This is a genomic window from Paenibacillus sp. FSL F4-0100 (assembly GCF_037993005.1).
Lineage (GTDB): Bacteria > Bacillota > Bacilli > Paenibacillales > Paenibacillaceae > Paenibacillus_AQ.
In genome coordinates, this window is sequence record NZ_CP150303.1 from 1,214,495 (window position 1) to 1,229,616 (window position 15,122).

Genomic DNA, 15,122 nt, shown 5'->3' on the forward strand with positions numbered 1-15,122 from the left:
GGGCAGCCGGGGCAGGAGGCTGGTTGAAAGTCAGCGTTTCGTACATCTCAGCCAGATGGTTCGGTCTAAGCTATATGGGGTCAGTTAGAGCAACTGGGTTTCTTATGAGGGGAATCCGATATAGTGGGGGGAGCGAATAGTCCTTCCGGTAACACGAGTAAAACAACAAAAGCCGCCATGAAGAATCAGCCAAAGGATAGACTAGGACAAGCTGTAGTATCATTAATATTCGGTATATTCGGAATATTATTTTTCATAGTAGGAATGTTAAAGTTGGGCTTTGATTCCCAGTACAGCTACACGACTTCGACAGGTACTATGGCCACAATTCTCTTTGCTTTTATACTTAGTGTTGTTGGTTTTTTCTTAGGTATTATTGCAAGAAGATCTTCTAAAGGAAGAGGTATGGCGATAGCGGGGATTACCCTAACAACATTACCCGTTGTCGTCATGATCTTAATTATTGGTGGGGGACTGGTACTAAACTACATGAGGTGGTAAGGTGGGTCAAATTTTGATACACCCCCGTCAATTATTGAACGGACTATCTATCTACATATGACTAAAGGGCTTGATAGAACGGAGAATTTTGTTATGCAGGGGCGAATAGCTCCTGTAATTGTGCTTGCATTTCTGTATAATAAAAGGCGGCTATAGTTAGTCGCTCCATCATTGAGCAAATGCTATTCCTGTAATTTGTTATCACTGTCTACTCGTCACATGTGGAGTGTTGCGCATTGTTAGTGCGTTAGGTGTAGAACGCAATTAAGTCATCTCAAAGCCTATAAAGTCGTGTTATAGCCTAAAGTTGTGCCGGGCGAAATTCAGGTATCCACTCCTGTTTTTCCTCGGTTTTTTTATTGAATCCTTCCCCTTCATTTTTCCATAGTCTTTCTTCTGTTTTTAGCACGAATTTAATTGCCTGTTTGGTCCCGATCTTCATATCCTCCTACCGTATCATTAAAAAATTGTGGAATTAATTTAGAAAATGGAAATAAAGTAAGATAATAGTACAGCAAAAACCTGTGGCATGTCTCATGTAAGCGCTACAGATAAATAAAGAACAAGGAGGTTTGAAAATGACTAATAAAAGGTTTTCTTTTAAGCGCTTATCATTTTTGGTAGTTTTAGTAGTATTTCTATCCACATTTTTCGCAGCCTTACCGTCAGTAAACGCAGCCGCTAGAGGAGCATGGGCTCCAAATACTGCATATGCAGCAAATGACACAGTAACCTATAGTGGAAGCACTTATACCTGTCTTCAGGCACATACTTCTCTCGTAGGTTGGGAACCGTCCAATGTCCCTGCTTTATGGCAGAAAGGCGGTAGCGGCGGAACTACGCCACCGACAACAAACGGAGTGACGTTCTATGCAGATATAAACTATGGAGGAAAAGCAGTGACACTCGGGATAGGCAATTATACACTGTCTCAGTTGAACGCAAACGGAATTCCGAATGACTGGATGTCGTCTCTTAAGGTTCCAAGCGGTTGGACGGTTGAAGTATATGAGAATGATAATTTTGGAGGAACCAAGTGGACCTTTACTTCAGATTCTTCCTGGGTTGGCAACACGATCAATGACAAAATGTCATCGGTCAAGATTTATACGGGTTCGCCACCTCCTACAGTAACAAAGCCTGCCGAGGTTCCAAGCCATATATGGACATATGTCATGAATGCGGACAATGCCTATGGGAAAGGCGGAGATTTTGCTTTATTGTTAAGTGCTGTTATCAAAAAGGAAAGCAGCTTTGGAGCAGGTTTACCAGGTAGTCCATCGGCCGGCGACGGATTGATGCAGGTAGAACCAAACACACGCAATGCGTATTTATCTCAATTCAGCTCAAAATTTGGCCGTGCGTATAATCATAGCAGTGAACAAGATCAGGTATATCTGGGCGCGTTAATTTTAAATGAGAAGATTACGAAGTTTGGAAATATCTACAACGGATTATTACACTACAACGGTGGAGATAACTGGTATCCGGGAGCCACCGATTCTTATGGCCGTCCTATTCTGGCAGATCAATATGCAGATGCAGTTTACGCTACGTATAAGGGCTATGGCGGTAAGAATTAAGGTGTTACATTGATATGTAAATTGAAAAATAGCGAGACGTGAAAGGATTTTCTTGTTGAGTGGAAGGGTTTCCCTCGCCGCTCGCAAAAATGCTCAAAAGCCGACTAATCTACTTGATCATTAGTGGGAGCTTAGATTCTCCCTCCATTCCCTACATTCTATCAATATTAAGTATCCGTCCCATGTGGAGTGCCTAATATTGATAGTTCGCAAAGGAATAGATGAGATGCGGCAGGTAGTATTCTTTTCCCAAAACTGAGCCAACTTAGTGCAGGATCATCACATTAATCCATGAATCGAGAGAACGCCCCTTCAACTTCAGGGGCGTTCTCTTTTTAATGTAGATACTTTTCAAAAAAACCGATTTTCTGAACTTGATATGTCGGTCGCTGTAAGAATTATTCAAGGCATCCTGCATGTATATCAAAAAGATTAAGTCCTTATATGTTTTTCATATTTTTATTGTAGATAGCCACATGCTAACATATACAAATGCAGATTGAGGGGGAATTGGTATTCAGTTTTCAATTCATGGTTTTTATCCATTCGATATAGGTGGTCCTAAATGTTAAAGAAGTCAGCGTTTCCATTACTACTGCTCAACATGTTTCTCGCTAATCTAAGTATGGGTCTTGTCATTCCAATCATACCGGAACTTCTTGAGCAGTTTACGGCAAGCGGACAGGCCGCGGGCTATTTGGTCTCCTGCTTCGGCCTGACCCAGTTTCTGTTCTCACCCCTTGCAGGTAATTTGTCAGATCGATATGGCCGTAAACCCATGATTATCATAGGTTTGATCTTGTTCGCCATCTCCAACTTGCTCGCAGCGTTCGCGGGCGATCTAACTTTATTATTCGTATCGCGGTTGATTGGCGGAATAGGCTCAGCAGCCTTAATCCCGTCTATCATTGCTTATATTGCAGACATTACAGCAGATGAGCAGCGCAGCAAGGCCATGTCATGGTTAGGTGCGTCGATGACATCCGGGTTTATTATTGGACCGGGTGTCGGCGGATTGCTTGCGGAATGGGGCATTAAGATGCCCTTCTATGTATCCGCATGTGTAGGGCTGCTGGCGATGGTTTGCAGTCTATGGGGATTGCCTGAATCGCTGTCGGCGGATATTCGCCAGATGCGTCGTCAAGTGAAGGAGAAGAGCGAGAATGTATTCCGGCAAATCGTGCTTTCGGTTCGGTCTCGTTATTTTGTCCTGTTGCTCATTGTTTTCGCCATGACCTTTGGTTTAACGCATTTTGAAGCGATTTTCCCGCTTTTTGTCGTACAAGTCTACGGATTCACGACGCGTCAAATTGCTATACTGCTTACCGTATGTTCGCTCATCGGCACGTTGAATCAATTGTTGTTCACTGACCGGATCACACGACGATTCGGAGAAAAACGAATCATCGTTGCCATGCTGTTGTTATCCGCAGTATCCCTTGTATTCTTATTATTCTCAGGCCATTTCTATTATGTCATGGTAGTCACGATGTTGTTCTTTACGTTCAATAATATATTGCGCCCCACGATCAATACGCTGCTATCCAGAGTGGCCGGGGATGAACAGGGATTTGTTGCAGGGATGAATAACGCTTATACGAGTCTCGGTACGATATTTGGACCAATGCTGGCAGGTATTTTGTTTGAAGTCCATTTTGACTTGCCCTATCTGTTTGGTGGATTCGTACTGCTAGTGAGCAGCATTTTCACGGGAAGTCGATTGAGAAATATAATATCTTTTCAACGCGGCTGATGTGACCAATCCTCCACAAAGATCATCATGATCTGACTAATGAAAATGCCGACTTCATTGGACTGGATAAATATGAAGCAAAAACCGGAAGAGTAGTTGAAGAAAACCCTAAAGATCCCGGATCGCCATGATCCGAGGGTCTGCCTGGATGCAGTAGATGGCTTCCTACATACAATGGTTCGGGAAAATATGTACAACGTGGTAATACCTATTCTGTACGCTGTCGCCCTGAATCGTCGGATGAAACTTCGTCAAAAATGGAATCGGATCGACCTCGTTGCGGAGAAACGAATCGGGAGAGCTGAAAGGAGGTACTTAAAACGAACCAACATTCAAATAGCGTTACTGTTTAACGAATATTCCATTCTCTTCAACTATAACTTTCGTCGCTACATTAGTTTTGCTGTCATCATGCGCTATTTGAGAATCTTCAAGTTTAGAATAGTCGTAAGCGTCATTTCGTTTGAATTCACCGTATTCAGTTACAATTGTAGAGGCTTTATTTTCCAATTCAGTCAATTTTTCTGGTGTAACAACTTGTTGTTCCGAAAAACCGGGATTGGGATTGATAATGTCTTCTGCAAAAGTCTTCCCGCCTATCACAACTGAAATGCTAATAATACCAGCAGCAGTGACACCTAAAATCATAGACTTAGCCTTCATATGATTTGAATTCACCTCTCGATGTTAAAGTGTAATGTAACCGTTACCCATCATATCAACAGAACCACCAAATACATCGGCTTCATAATTATAAATTCTCACTTTGTAAGTACCTGCAGGTACGTTACTAAACGTATAAGAGTAGTTAGTGTGTGTGTAATTCTTGTTGACTATAACACTATCACTTATTTCGTTTCCTGTATCAACATTTACAAGAGTATAAAACGCTTTGACCGTCCCGTTTCCACCACTATATGGATATTGCACTAGTGTAAGTGTTGGTTTTGAACCAGCCGGTAACTTGAAAGAATTGATTGATGTAATTGTATTACCAGCAGACAACTTTTCAATGTTATAAGTTAATACAGCCGCTCTAAGGGAGATCTCGTTTGAATTGATCTCGTTAAAATTAGAATTGGTAGGGGCCAATTGTTTCAATTGATCCATTTTTTCTTCACGAATTTTTTCTTGAGGAGTGAATTCAGGATTTAAATTCGTTGTTTCATTTGATGGTTTGTTCAATTAGAAACACTTGAGGATTTGCTTGCTTTACAGAATAGATATGGACCATTGGAATTGACTTCTTCTTTTAATCATCATTTTAAAGTAATTAATATCCCGGATCATAATTAATGAACATTTACAAAGCAGACTTTTATGACAACAGATCGCATTATAATGGACGTTGTCTTTGTATTCACGATTATTATGGGAATTATAATAATTGCCATGATGTTTTATATTTTGTTACCTACTACGTGGTCTAGGTACGAAAAGAAGTTTGCGAGGTTATTCTCAAAGGATCGTCAATAATCAACTATATAAATCAGTAGCTGTTGTTTTTTTAAGACGACGAGGCGACAACCGAAAATCAGCAATCTGCTGGAAATCTTGTAGAAGACCTATTTAATATAGGAAGGAGAATCACTATATGAAAGTTTTTGAAACAATCTATGGAATGGGTGGTATAGAAACGGGCGGCTACTTCAGATCTTTAATCGCAGCAGACAGCGAGGAAAACATTACTGGGTTACTGTGCGAAGAACATGATGAGGAAGTGCTGATTACAAGAGTTAAGGAAATGAGTCAAACTACTGAGTACGAGCATGAGCATGTCTTGTCGACTAAAAGGGTTTAACTACACATTCCGAAAATTTAATGCAATAAGGAGGGGCGGTATGGCTTACGAAGCGCCTAAAAGTTGTGGAGTTAACATATGAAGTTGCTAAGATTGATTCCGGCCGACATGTTTAAGAGTAGACTTATTCGCACGTATAAAAGATGAAGATTTTCTATTTATTCCATATTGAAAGGCTAGGTGTCCTGTTTGACATTTGAAAAGCAAAAAGCTGAATTTGAAGCTTTAAAGAAGCTCCCGCCGTATGAAAGAAAGATGCTCCGCCTCCAATCTCAGATTGATTACGAAACCAACAAAAAGGGGTGGTTATTCGGGTTATCGATACGATGCTGAGCTGAAACTCGGTCGCTACACCATCGTTTGACTCTACATTTGACATTTGACTTACCAGCTATATATGCTCTCTAAATAATTCTGGAAATTAATAACTATATATGGTAGTATAATGCTATCACCAATATCTCCCAATAATGGGATAGGTGAATATCAACGTAAAATTGGAGGGAATGAAAGTGAGAAAATTCAAAAAGAGTTTTTTAGTTTGTTCCGTAGTAGTCGCATTAATGTCGTTGTCGTCCGTTTCAGCCCTTGCTGTTGAATCTCCACCACCATCTGTAACTACCGTAGACTCATCTCTTCCTGAAATCACACCATTCAGCGACACCTTAGTGATCGATAATGCGAATCTCAATAATGGTGGAAATTCTTGGACACAGCCATCTGGATACGATTATGCTAGAGTATTTATTTCCAATTCACAATCCCAAAAACTAAATGTCTACATATCATACAAATTAAATGGTAAGAAAGAAAATATCTATACTGGAACAGTTAGTGCAAACGGCACTTCGACTATTAATGTTACTAACGGAAGTGGGCATGTTTTTTATGTAGATTATAATACAGCTGATGGTACAGTAAGTGGAAAAATTAGCGTACGAGCATCTGACGTACCTCTTTAATTCAACTTCCAGTTTTTATAAACCAACTCAACTTTCGTACCTAATAAATCAATGTTAAAAAGAAGCTATCAGTCTGAACGGGGCTGTCCCAAACTACCATGGCCTAATAATGGCCACCACCATGAATGAAAATGTACTAGGCCTGTGAATCTGCACACTCCATAATGGAGTTGCAGGTCACAGGCCGTTACTTTTTTGCTAGGACGTACTCTGAGTCCCGAATCGGCCAACTGTATCCCGATTACACGGGAGCATTTGCCCCCTACGGCTACCGCAAGGACGAGCAGAACAAACATAAGCTGATTCCCGACGAACATACGGCTGCGGTTGTGCAACGTATTTTCAAGATTCGTATTGTACAATTCATCTCGTCATCTTCTCAATATAGAAGATGACGAGATGTGATATAATGCCGTTCCGTAAGGACAGAAAAACTTGTCATCTTCTATAAATGAGGGATTAACACATGTCGGAAATGTTTGATGTTTAACTTCAGAATCTTGATCGTAAAGGATTGGCCACTTCCACGATTAACAGTCTTGATATTTTATTGAATATTCTAGCTTTGGTGGACAGACGCGTTGGCAAAAAGCGGATGTAAACATGGCCAAGAAAATGAAGTTAAAGCATCCCATTTTGCAGTTTTTATGAACTACGGCTCAGTACGCTATGAAAATTACTGAATGTTAAGAAAAAGAATGCCCCGGTGAGGGCATTCTTTTTTTAGGCACCAAGGAACATGTTCATGTCATCTTCCACATTGGTAATGCCGCCGATCCCGAAGTTTTCCACAAGGACTTTGGCGACGTTAGGCGACAGGAAGGCAGGGAGCGTAGGGCCCAGATGAATATTTTTAACGCCAAGATAAAGCAGGGCAAGCAGCACGATAACCGCTTTTTGCTCATACCAGGCAATGTTATAGGAAATCGGCAAATCATTAATATCCTCAAGGCCGAATACTTCCTTCAGCTTCAATGCAATCACGACTAGGGAGTAAGAATCATTGCATTGACCAGCGTCCAGGACCCGCGGAATACCGCCGATCTCGCCTAGATCCAGTTTATTGTATTTGTATTTGGCACAGCCTGCAGTTAGAATGACCGTGTCTTTTGGAAGTTCAGCCGCAAAATCGGTGTAATAGTTGCGGGATTTCATTCGTCCATCGCAGCCGGCCATGACGAAGAAGCGGCGGATCGCCCCGGATTTCACGGCATCGACGACTTGATCGGCCACATTCATCACAGCGGCATGAGCGAAACCGCCGATGATCTCACCAGTTTCAAGTTCCGTTGGAACTGGGCATCCTTTCGCTTGCTCGATTAGTAGGGAGAAGTCTTTGGGAGCACCGTCTTTTCCTTCTTGAATATGGCGGACACCCGGAAAGCCTGTGTTGCCTGTTGTATAAATGCGGTCCTTGTAACTGTCTTTCGGCGGAACGATACAGTTGGTTGTCATTAGAATCGGTCCGTTAAAGTCTGCGAATTCGCTATTCTGCTTCCACCAGGCATTCCCGTAATTGCCTACAAAATGCTCATATTTCTTGAATGCCGGATAATAGTGGGCAGGCAGCATTTCACTGTGCGTGTACACGTCCACGCCGGTTCCTTCCGTCTGCTTCAGCAGCTCCTCCAAATCCTTCAGATCATGGCCGCTGATGAGAATGCCGGGCCGGTTTCTTACCCCGATATTTACCTTCGTAATTTCCGGATTTCCGTAAACAGAGGTGTTCGCTTCATCCAGCATCGCCATGGCGTTTACGCCGTATTTACCGGTTTCCATCGTCAAAGCTACCAGATCCTGCACTTCAAGGCTGTCGTCAAGCGTGGCGGCAAGCGCACGGCGCATAAAACGGTTTAATTCGTTATCATCCTTCTCCAGATGAAGCGCGTGGTACGTATAAGCAGCCATCCCCTTCAAGCCGTAAGTAATCAATTCGCGCAGCGAGCGGATGTCTTCATTCTTGGTCGAGAGGACACCAACCGTACGTGCTTTTTCATCAAAAGAAGCTTCGTTATCCGCTTGCCAGACGGCAGCATCAGGGAGATTGGCGGTTCCTTCCGGATATTGTTCGTTATAATAGGTGCGCACCTCGCCGCGGAGCTCTATCGCTTCCCGGATTCTTCCCACAAAAACCTCGCGGTCAAAGTTGGCGTTCGTAATTGTTGCAAACAAGGAGTCCATAATAAACAGCGATACGCGCTGTTCAAGCACCTCCGGCAGCTGGACATCCAGACTGAGAAAAGAGATACCTTTCAGCAAATAAATCAGTAAATCTTGCAGGTTTGCCACATCATGCGGTTTGCCGCATACTCCGACAATGGTGCAGCCTGTTCCTTTGGATGCTTCCTGACATTGAAAGCAGAACATGGACGGCTGATGATTTAAGGTCTCTTGGGCGTTGTTATTCATTATTTCTCCTCCAATTTCGTGATTATTTGTCGTAAGGTCAGTATAAGATTGCCTCGCAATTGGACTGTTGAAGACAGTATACTTCGCTCCCACAACCGACATAGTGATTGCAATCACAATTTTTTAAGTAGTGAGTTTAATCACAAACCCGGTCCGTTTCTTCTTTTAAACTGGAATTAATGAACTAAGAAGAAATGAGGAGAGAACATGTCGATTTTACCTCAAGAGAATGAACTGGGATTTTTCGAGATCCGTCTCGAATCCATCGGCGGGCTTGGCGCCAATCTGGCTGGAAAAATGCTGGCCGAAGCCGGGGTTACTGGCTCCGGACTTAACGGTTCGAATTTTTCCAGCTATGGTTCGGAGAAAAAAGGGTCGCCAGTGAAGAGTTTCGTAAGGTTCTGCGATTCCGAGGTGGAAATCCGCGATCACAGTCCCATTGAGCAGCCGCATGTCGTCGGCGTATTTCATGAAGCATTGTATAAGACGATAGATGTCATAAGCGGATTACAGCCTGATGGAACGGTGCTTGTGAATACGGCGCGAGACCTTTCCGAAGTGGCCGTTGATCTTAAAATGACGCAGGGAACGCTGGCCGTAGTGGATGCGCTGAAAATTTCCGTTGAGGAAAAAACCAAAGTGAATACGGCCATGCTGGGGGCTTTGTTCCGGATTTGCAGCTTCCTAAACCCGGACGATATGCGGCAAGTGATCCGCACAACATTTGAGAAAAAGCTGCCCCACCTCGTGGAAGCGAATTTGCGGACCTTTGACAGAGGATATAACGAAGTCCAGTTCCTTTCCTTGGGAGATGGCTCAGAGCTTATAGACCCAATCGCTTTTGCAAGACCGCAGCCGATTCTTGGATATGAAACGCAGGAGCTGGGCGGGATTCTGAACGTTACGGCGAACAGTGTCCTGAAGGATCTTAGCGGCTCCCGGCAGGGATATTTGCCAGAGTACAAGATCGAGGACTGCATTCACTGTGCCGCCTGCGATACGGTATGTCCGGATTTCTGCATCGTGTGGGAGAAGAAACCGGATAAGCGCGGCAACATGCAGATGTTTATGAAAGGTATCGATTATCAGTATTGCAAAGGCTGCCTGAAGTGTATCGAAGCTTGCCCGACCACCGCTTTGGCTGCCATGTTAGAAGAGCCGCAATATGCGGAGCAGCACCGTGTGCCGCAATCATTTCCCTATTTAACTGCGGAGGGAGTCAGATCATGAATATGCAAATTCAAGAAACAACGGAGAACAAGCTGGCTGCTGCTCAAACGGCAGTCTTCGAATCGGGCAACGAAATGGCTGCCATGGCGGCTGCCCAGATTAACTATCACATTATGGGTTATTTTCCGATTACACCTTCTACGGAAATCGCCCAATATCTTGACATGATGCGTACACGCGGCGAACATGACATCAAGCTGATTCCAGCTGACGGCGAACATGGATCGGCGGGGATTTGTTACGGTGCGGCCGCAGCCGGAGCAAGGGTATTCAATGCTACCAGCGCGAATGGTTTCCTGTATATGATCGAACAGCTTCCTGTGCAGGCGGGCACACGTTTCCCAATGGTCATGAATCTGGTGACGCGTGCGGTCAGCGGACCGCTGGATATTCGTGGTGACCATTCGGATCTTTACTACGGTCTGAATACCGGCTGGGTGATTTTGACCGCCCGTTCACCGCAGGCAGTTTATGACATGAATATCATGGCGCTGCGAATCGCTGAACATGAAGACGTACGCCTGCCGGTCATTGTAGCTTATGACGGATTTTTCACATCGCACCAGAAACGCCGGGTACAAATATTTACGAACCGCGAAACCGTTCAGGAGTTTGTAGGGGAAAAGGCGCCTGAATATCCACATGTGCTGGACGAGAACAACCCGATCGTTGTTGGGGCTTATATGAACGGCGACGATTTGATGAATAACCACTTCCAACAGTCAAACGCCATGTACCGTGCGGGCGAGGTGTTCGAGGAAGTGGCAGAGGAATACGCAGCTTTATCCGGAAGATCCTATTCGCCGCTTGATCTGTATCGCATGGAAGACGCGGAGGTGGCTTTATTCCTGCTCAATTCGGCGGCCGAATCCTCCAAAGACGTCGTGGATCGGCTGCGGGCGAAAGGAATTAAAGCGGGCGTAATCAGCCCGAATATTCTCCGGCCGTTCCCGGCGAGAGAAATCCGCGAGGCGTTGACAGATGTCAAAGCACTGCTGGTTGGCGAACGTGCCGATTCTTACGGTGCGCACGGGGCCAATCTGACCCATGAGGTCAAAGCGGCCCTGCAGGAAATCCGTGGTCCGCAGCCTATTGTGCTGTCCCGCATATTTGGTCTTGGCGGGAAAGACTATTACGCAGATGACGCAGAAGCTTTTTTTGCCTTGACGATCGAGGCCCTGGAGCTCGGTTATGCCAAAGTGCCGTTTGATTATTACGGCCAAACACCGGGAGCTGAGGAGCAAAGGTTGCAGCCGGTCATTGCCCCGATGAATGGAGACAGCTTTAAATCTGGCCTGATTACCGTAAAGGTAGATGAAGAGACAAGCAAACTATCCGTTAAAGTACCGCCGATGCGGGCGCTTGCCGCGAAACCGAAACGGTTTGCTTCCGGTCACGGAGCCTGCCCGGGCTGCGGTATTTTCCCGGCGCTGGAGCTCTTTTTCAAAGGGATCGAAGGCAATGTCGTTACTTTATTCCATACCGGCTGCGCTTATATCACAACAACGGGTTATCCGTATAACTCGCATAAGCAGAGCTTCATTCATAATTTGTTCCAGAACGGACCGGCTACTTTATCCGGCACGGTAGAAGCGTTCCTTGAGCAGAAACGCCGCGGGGAAATCGAAGTTCCTGAGGATTTCACTTTTGTGATGGTGACCGGCGACGGCGGCATGGACATCGGGATGGGTTCGGCCATCGGGACGGCGCTTCGGGGCCATAATCTGATCATTCTGGAATATGATAATGAAGGCTATATGAACACCGGTGCACAGCTTTCGTATTCTACGCCATTAGGACACATGACCAGTACGTCGGGTGTCGGCAAACAGCAGCAGGGCAAAGCGTTCCATCACAAAGATACGGTGCAAATGATGGCGGCGGCACATATTCCGTACGTATTCACGGGGACGGAAGCATTCCCGCAGGATCTTGTGAAAAAGGCGGCAAAAGCGCAGTGGTACGCTCAGAATGTAGGTACCGTCTACGGCAAACTGCTGATCACATGCCCGCTGAACTGGAAATCGAGCGACAAGGATGGGGAGAACATCGTCCGCGCGGCCGTGAATTCAAACTTCTTCCCACTGTATGAAGTGGAGCAGGGAGAAACGAATATTACGTACGATCCTGAAGCGAAGAAAAAACAGGTGCCGCTCAGCGACTGGCTGAAATATATGGGCAAATCAAGACATCTGCTCAAGGAAGAAAACAAAGAAATGCTTGGCGAATTTGAAAAAGAAGTGGAGCGGCGCTGGTCGATTCTGAAAGCGAAACACGAGAACCCACTGCTTTAAAATATTCAATTTAGCATACTAGGATTTACAGCAACGGAGCGGGCATTGTCCCGCTTCTTTTTTTGTTTATAAATTATGATTAGGGGCTTTGACCGGATGTGCGGAACGCAATTTGAGTCTGGTCTCATCGAGCAAATGGCTACGAAGAACTATAACCTAAGAGGTGCTTTTTAAGTTATAATAATAAAAAATTTATGAAAAAACGTGGGAGGGTTTTATCATGCAGAGATCCTGGTACAAGCGTCTATTGCTCTCCTATATGCCCATTTTTGTTATTGTGATTACCTTTATATTTTTTGTTTTCTTTCAGCTGTTCAGCGAACAGAGTCGCCGGGAGGCCCTTAACGCCAATAAATCACTTTCCTTGCAAGCGATGCGCATGGTGGATACGTCTCTGAAGGTGATCGACAATATGATCGTTCTTGAGGGCATCAATAGCAAGGCTTTGAACGATTTTTTTGAATCTTCTGCCGTGAGCGATCCATATATCAATATCCAAGCTGTTAAGAAGCTCAAGGAGATTATTAATTATTATCCCTTGATCGATTCGATTTATCTGGTGAGGAATTCGGACGGCTATGTGCTCAGCGATGCCACGAATGGATACATAAGTACATATCCGGACCATGAATTTATCGAGCAATATCAAGTATCGAAAACGCCGAAATGGACAGGCGCTAGAAATTTTGAACAATTTACAATGAAAGGCGGCAAACAGGTGGTCAGCCTGGTCAGAGGATCGCCTTATATGAAAAACGATTTTGGCATGATCGTCGTCAATGTGAGCGCGGAATCTTTGAACAAGCTTACCCAAGACATGCTGGATTCCAAGATGAGCTTCATTCAGGTTGAGGATGCTTCCGGAAATCATCTGTTCGGCACCTCGATGGATCGTCCGCCATCCCAAGTCAATTCCCAGTATGTATCAAGCTATACGAATTGGAAATATGGCAGCGGTTTGTTGAACAACAGTTTTGTAAGCGCTATCTCTTATTTGTATAACCTTTGGTTTATCATCGGTCTTGGCATGATTGCCATCGGCTTCCTATGGATGATTTATGTTTCCAGGCGCAACTCCAAGCCAATTGAAGCAATCGCCGCCCGATTCAGCAGCTATTCGCTTCCGGTGGTGAGCGGAGGTCGGGGGAAGCTGGATGAATTTGCTTTTATCGAATCCGCCTTTGACAACATACTGGAACAATTCAAGGAATATCAGGAGAAATACCGTGAGGATCTCCATGTCAGAACCCGGTATATGTTCCGTCAGCTGATCGAAGGGGACTCTCGTCTGTCTATTTCCGAATGGAAATCTGAAGCGGTTCGGCTGAATTTGCCGCTGCCGCTGGATCGATATCGTATCCTCATCCTTGAAATCGATAAGTATGGCGATTTCTGCCGGGACTATTCCAAAGCCGATCAAGATCTGCTTAAATTCACCCTGCGGACGGTCGTGGATGAGATCGCTTCGAAAAAGGACTGCCGGCTGTGGTCGGAATGGACTTCACCTTCCAATCTGTCCATTATGCTGTTTGAAGAACAGGATCAGGACAAGTTCGAGGAGGCCGTACTGGTCCCGGTTGCAGAACAAATCCTCGCATGGACGCACCAAAACTTGAAATTTACGATTACGATTGGCATAGGCAGATGCGCAGATCAGATTGGCGATATTCCGCAATCTTTTAAAGATGCGATGCAAGCCTTAAAGTATAAAATCGTGCTCGGTGAAAACCGGCTGATCCGCAGCGAGGATATTTCGAGCCATGGCATCGTCGAGGTTTATACGCATTTGGGAGAAATCCGCTCGATCATCCAGTCCTTCAGAATGCTGAAAGAGCATTGGAGCGATGATTACGATCAATGGTTTGAACAGCTGAAGAACAGCTTCCTGACCAATGATGAAATATTCAGCCTGATGAATTACCTTATTTATTATATCGGCCGCGAAATGTCGGGACTGGGCAAGGAAATTTACAACAAGTGGATACAGGAGGGATTGCCGAAGCTGACAGTAAAGGTAGACAATTCTTACTCCTTGGAGCAGCTGAGACAGGAAATCAAACAAGTGCTGACGGATCATTATGAACAGATGAAACAGATTCAGGATGGAAACCAATACTCCAATATGATCAGAAACATATGCAGCCTAATCGAGCGCGATTATGCCAATCCGGATCTTTCCCTTGAAATGCTGGGGGAACAGTATCAGCTGAGCGCCAAATATGTAAGTAAATTGTTTAAGGAAAACACCGGACAAAGGTTCGTTGATTTCCTGATCGATATTCGAATGAAGGAAGCGAAGCGGCTGCTGACGGAAACGGACTATTCCGTGCAGGAGATTGCAGAGCGGGTCGGATACGCCCACGCCATTTCGTTTACCCGCGTTTTCAAGAGGACGGCTGGAGTTACTCCGGGTGAATACCGGAATAACCGGAAGGCACAGCAGCGTGGAGAAAATGATTCAGTAGTAGAAAACGGTTAAGGCGGCGATCATGCATCGTCGTCTTTTTTGATTGGAAATGTACCCGTTTTTAAGACAGTCCGCTCGCCTCCAGTAAACCTTGATGCGTTTTTACGAGGAGACCTTGGCGA

At 44.8% G+C, this 15,122-nt stretch carries 12 protein-coding genes; 8 read left to right on the forward strand and 4 right to left on the reverse strand.

The window, feature by feature from the left end; all coding sequences use genetic code 11:
- The first annotated feature begins 123 nt into the window (after window positions 1–123).
- Window positions 124–501: a hypothetical protein gene (locus MHH48_RS05330; protein WP_076325532.1), complete on the forward strand. Its 378-nt coding sequence runs from the start codon at window positions 124–126 to the stop codon at window positions 499–501.
- A gap of 301 nt (window positions 502–802) precedes the next feature.
- Here the strand turns inward: MHH48_RS05330 and MHH48_RS05335 are convergent, their stop codons facing one another.
- Window positions 803–943, reverse strand: a complete 141-nt coding sequence (locus tag MHH48_RS05335) for a hypothetical protein (RefSeq protein WP_179090721.1) — start codon at window positions 941–943, stop codon at window positions 803–805.
- Between the two features lie 136 nt (window positions 944–1,079).
- On the opposite strand from MHH48_RS05335, the gene MHH48_RS05340 reads away from it, so the two are divergent.
- Together MHH48_RS05340 and MHH48_RS05345 are read left to right on the forward strand one after the other, a co-directional pair.
- Entirely contained in the window at window positions 1,080–2,084 is a 1,005-nt protein-coding gene (locus MHH48_RS05340) for a carbohydrate-binding protein (protein ID WP_076325531.1), read from the forward strand.
- Window positions 2,085–2,649: 565 nt separating this feature from the next.
- Window positions 2,650–3,837 carry an MFS transporter gene (locus tag MHH48_RS05345; protein WP_076325530.1) on the forward strand — a complete coding sequence of 396 codons (1,188 nt, stop codon included), beginning with the start codon at window positions 2,650–2,652 and terminating at the stop codon, window positions 3,835–3,837.
- Window positions 3,838–4,179: 342 nt separating this feature from the next.
- Here MHH48_RS05345 and MHH48_RS05350 read toward each other — a convergent pair whose 3' ends face one another.
- Window positions 4,180–4,500 carry a hypothetical protein gene (locus MHH48_RS05350; protein WP_076325529.1) on the reverse strand — a complete coding sequence of 107 codons (321 nt, stop codon included), beginning with the start codon at window positions 4,498–4,500 and terminating at the stop codon, window positions 4,180–4,182.
- A gap of 24 nt (window positions 4,501–4,524) precedes the next feature.
- Window positions 4,525–5,022 carry a hypothetical protein gene (locus MHH48_RS05355; protein WP_076325528.1) on the reverse strand — a complete coding sequence of 166 codons (498 nt, stop codon included), beginning with the start codon at window positions 5,020–5,022 and terminating at the stop codon, window positions 4,525–4,527.
- 409 nt (window positions 5,023–5,431) lie between these two features.
- Here MHH48_RS05355 and MHH48_RS05360 point away from each other — a divergent pair, with 409 nt between their 5' ends.
- Window positions 5,432–5,638 (forward strand): hypothetical protein, encoded by a 207-nt coding sequence (locus MHH48_RS05360; protein WP_076325527.1) that lies wholly within the window; start codon window positions 5,432–5,434, stop codon window positions 5,636–5,638.
- A 512-nt stretch (window positions 5,639–6,150) separates the two neighbouring features.
- Complete coding sequence (locus MHH48_RS05365) at window positions 6,151–6,600, forward strand: hypothetical protein (protein WP_144023512.1); 450 nt, start codon at window positions 6,151–6,153, stop codon at window positions 6,598–6,600.
- 723 nt (window positions 6,601–7,323) lie between these two features.
- Here the strand turns inward: MHH48_RS05365 and hcp are convergent.
- Window positions 7,324–9,009: a hydroxylamine reductase gene (hcp, locus tag MHH48_RS05370; RefSeq protein WP_179090720.1), complete on the reverse strand. Its 1,686-nt coding sequence runs from the start codon at window positions 9,007–9,009 to the stop codon at window positions 7,324–7,326.
- 207 nt (window positions 9,010–9,216) lie between these two features.
- Here hcp and MHH48_RS05375 point away from each other — a divergent pair, with 207 nt between their 5' ends.
- The 3 genes from MHH48_RS05375 (at window position 9,217) to MHH48_RS05385 (ending at window position 15,012) form a co-directional block, all read left to right on the forward strand.
- Window positions 9,217–10,239, forward strand: coding sequence for a 2-oxoacid:acceptor oxidoreductase family protein (locus MHH48_RS05375; RefSeq protein ID WP_076325525.1), 1,023 nt, complete (start codon window positions 9,217–9,219; stop codon window positions 10,237–10,239).
- A complete protein-coding gene (locus MHH48_RS05380; protein WP_076325524.1) occupies window positions 10,236–12,533 on the forward strand; it encodes a thiamine pyrophosphate-dependent enzyme in 2,298 nt (765 codons plus the stop codon). Before MHH48_RS05375 ends, MHH48_RS05380 begins: the two co-directional genes overlap by 4 nt.
- 220 nt (window positions 12,534–12,753) lie before the next feature.
- Complete coding sequence (locus MHH48_RS05385; protein ID WP_076325523.1) at window positions 12,754–15,012, forward strand: helix-turn-helix domain-containing protein; 2,259 nt, start codon at window positions 12,754–12,756, stop codon at window positions 15,010–15,012.
- Window positions 15,013–15,122 lie beyond the last annotated feature (110 nt).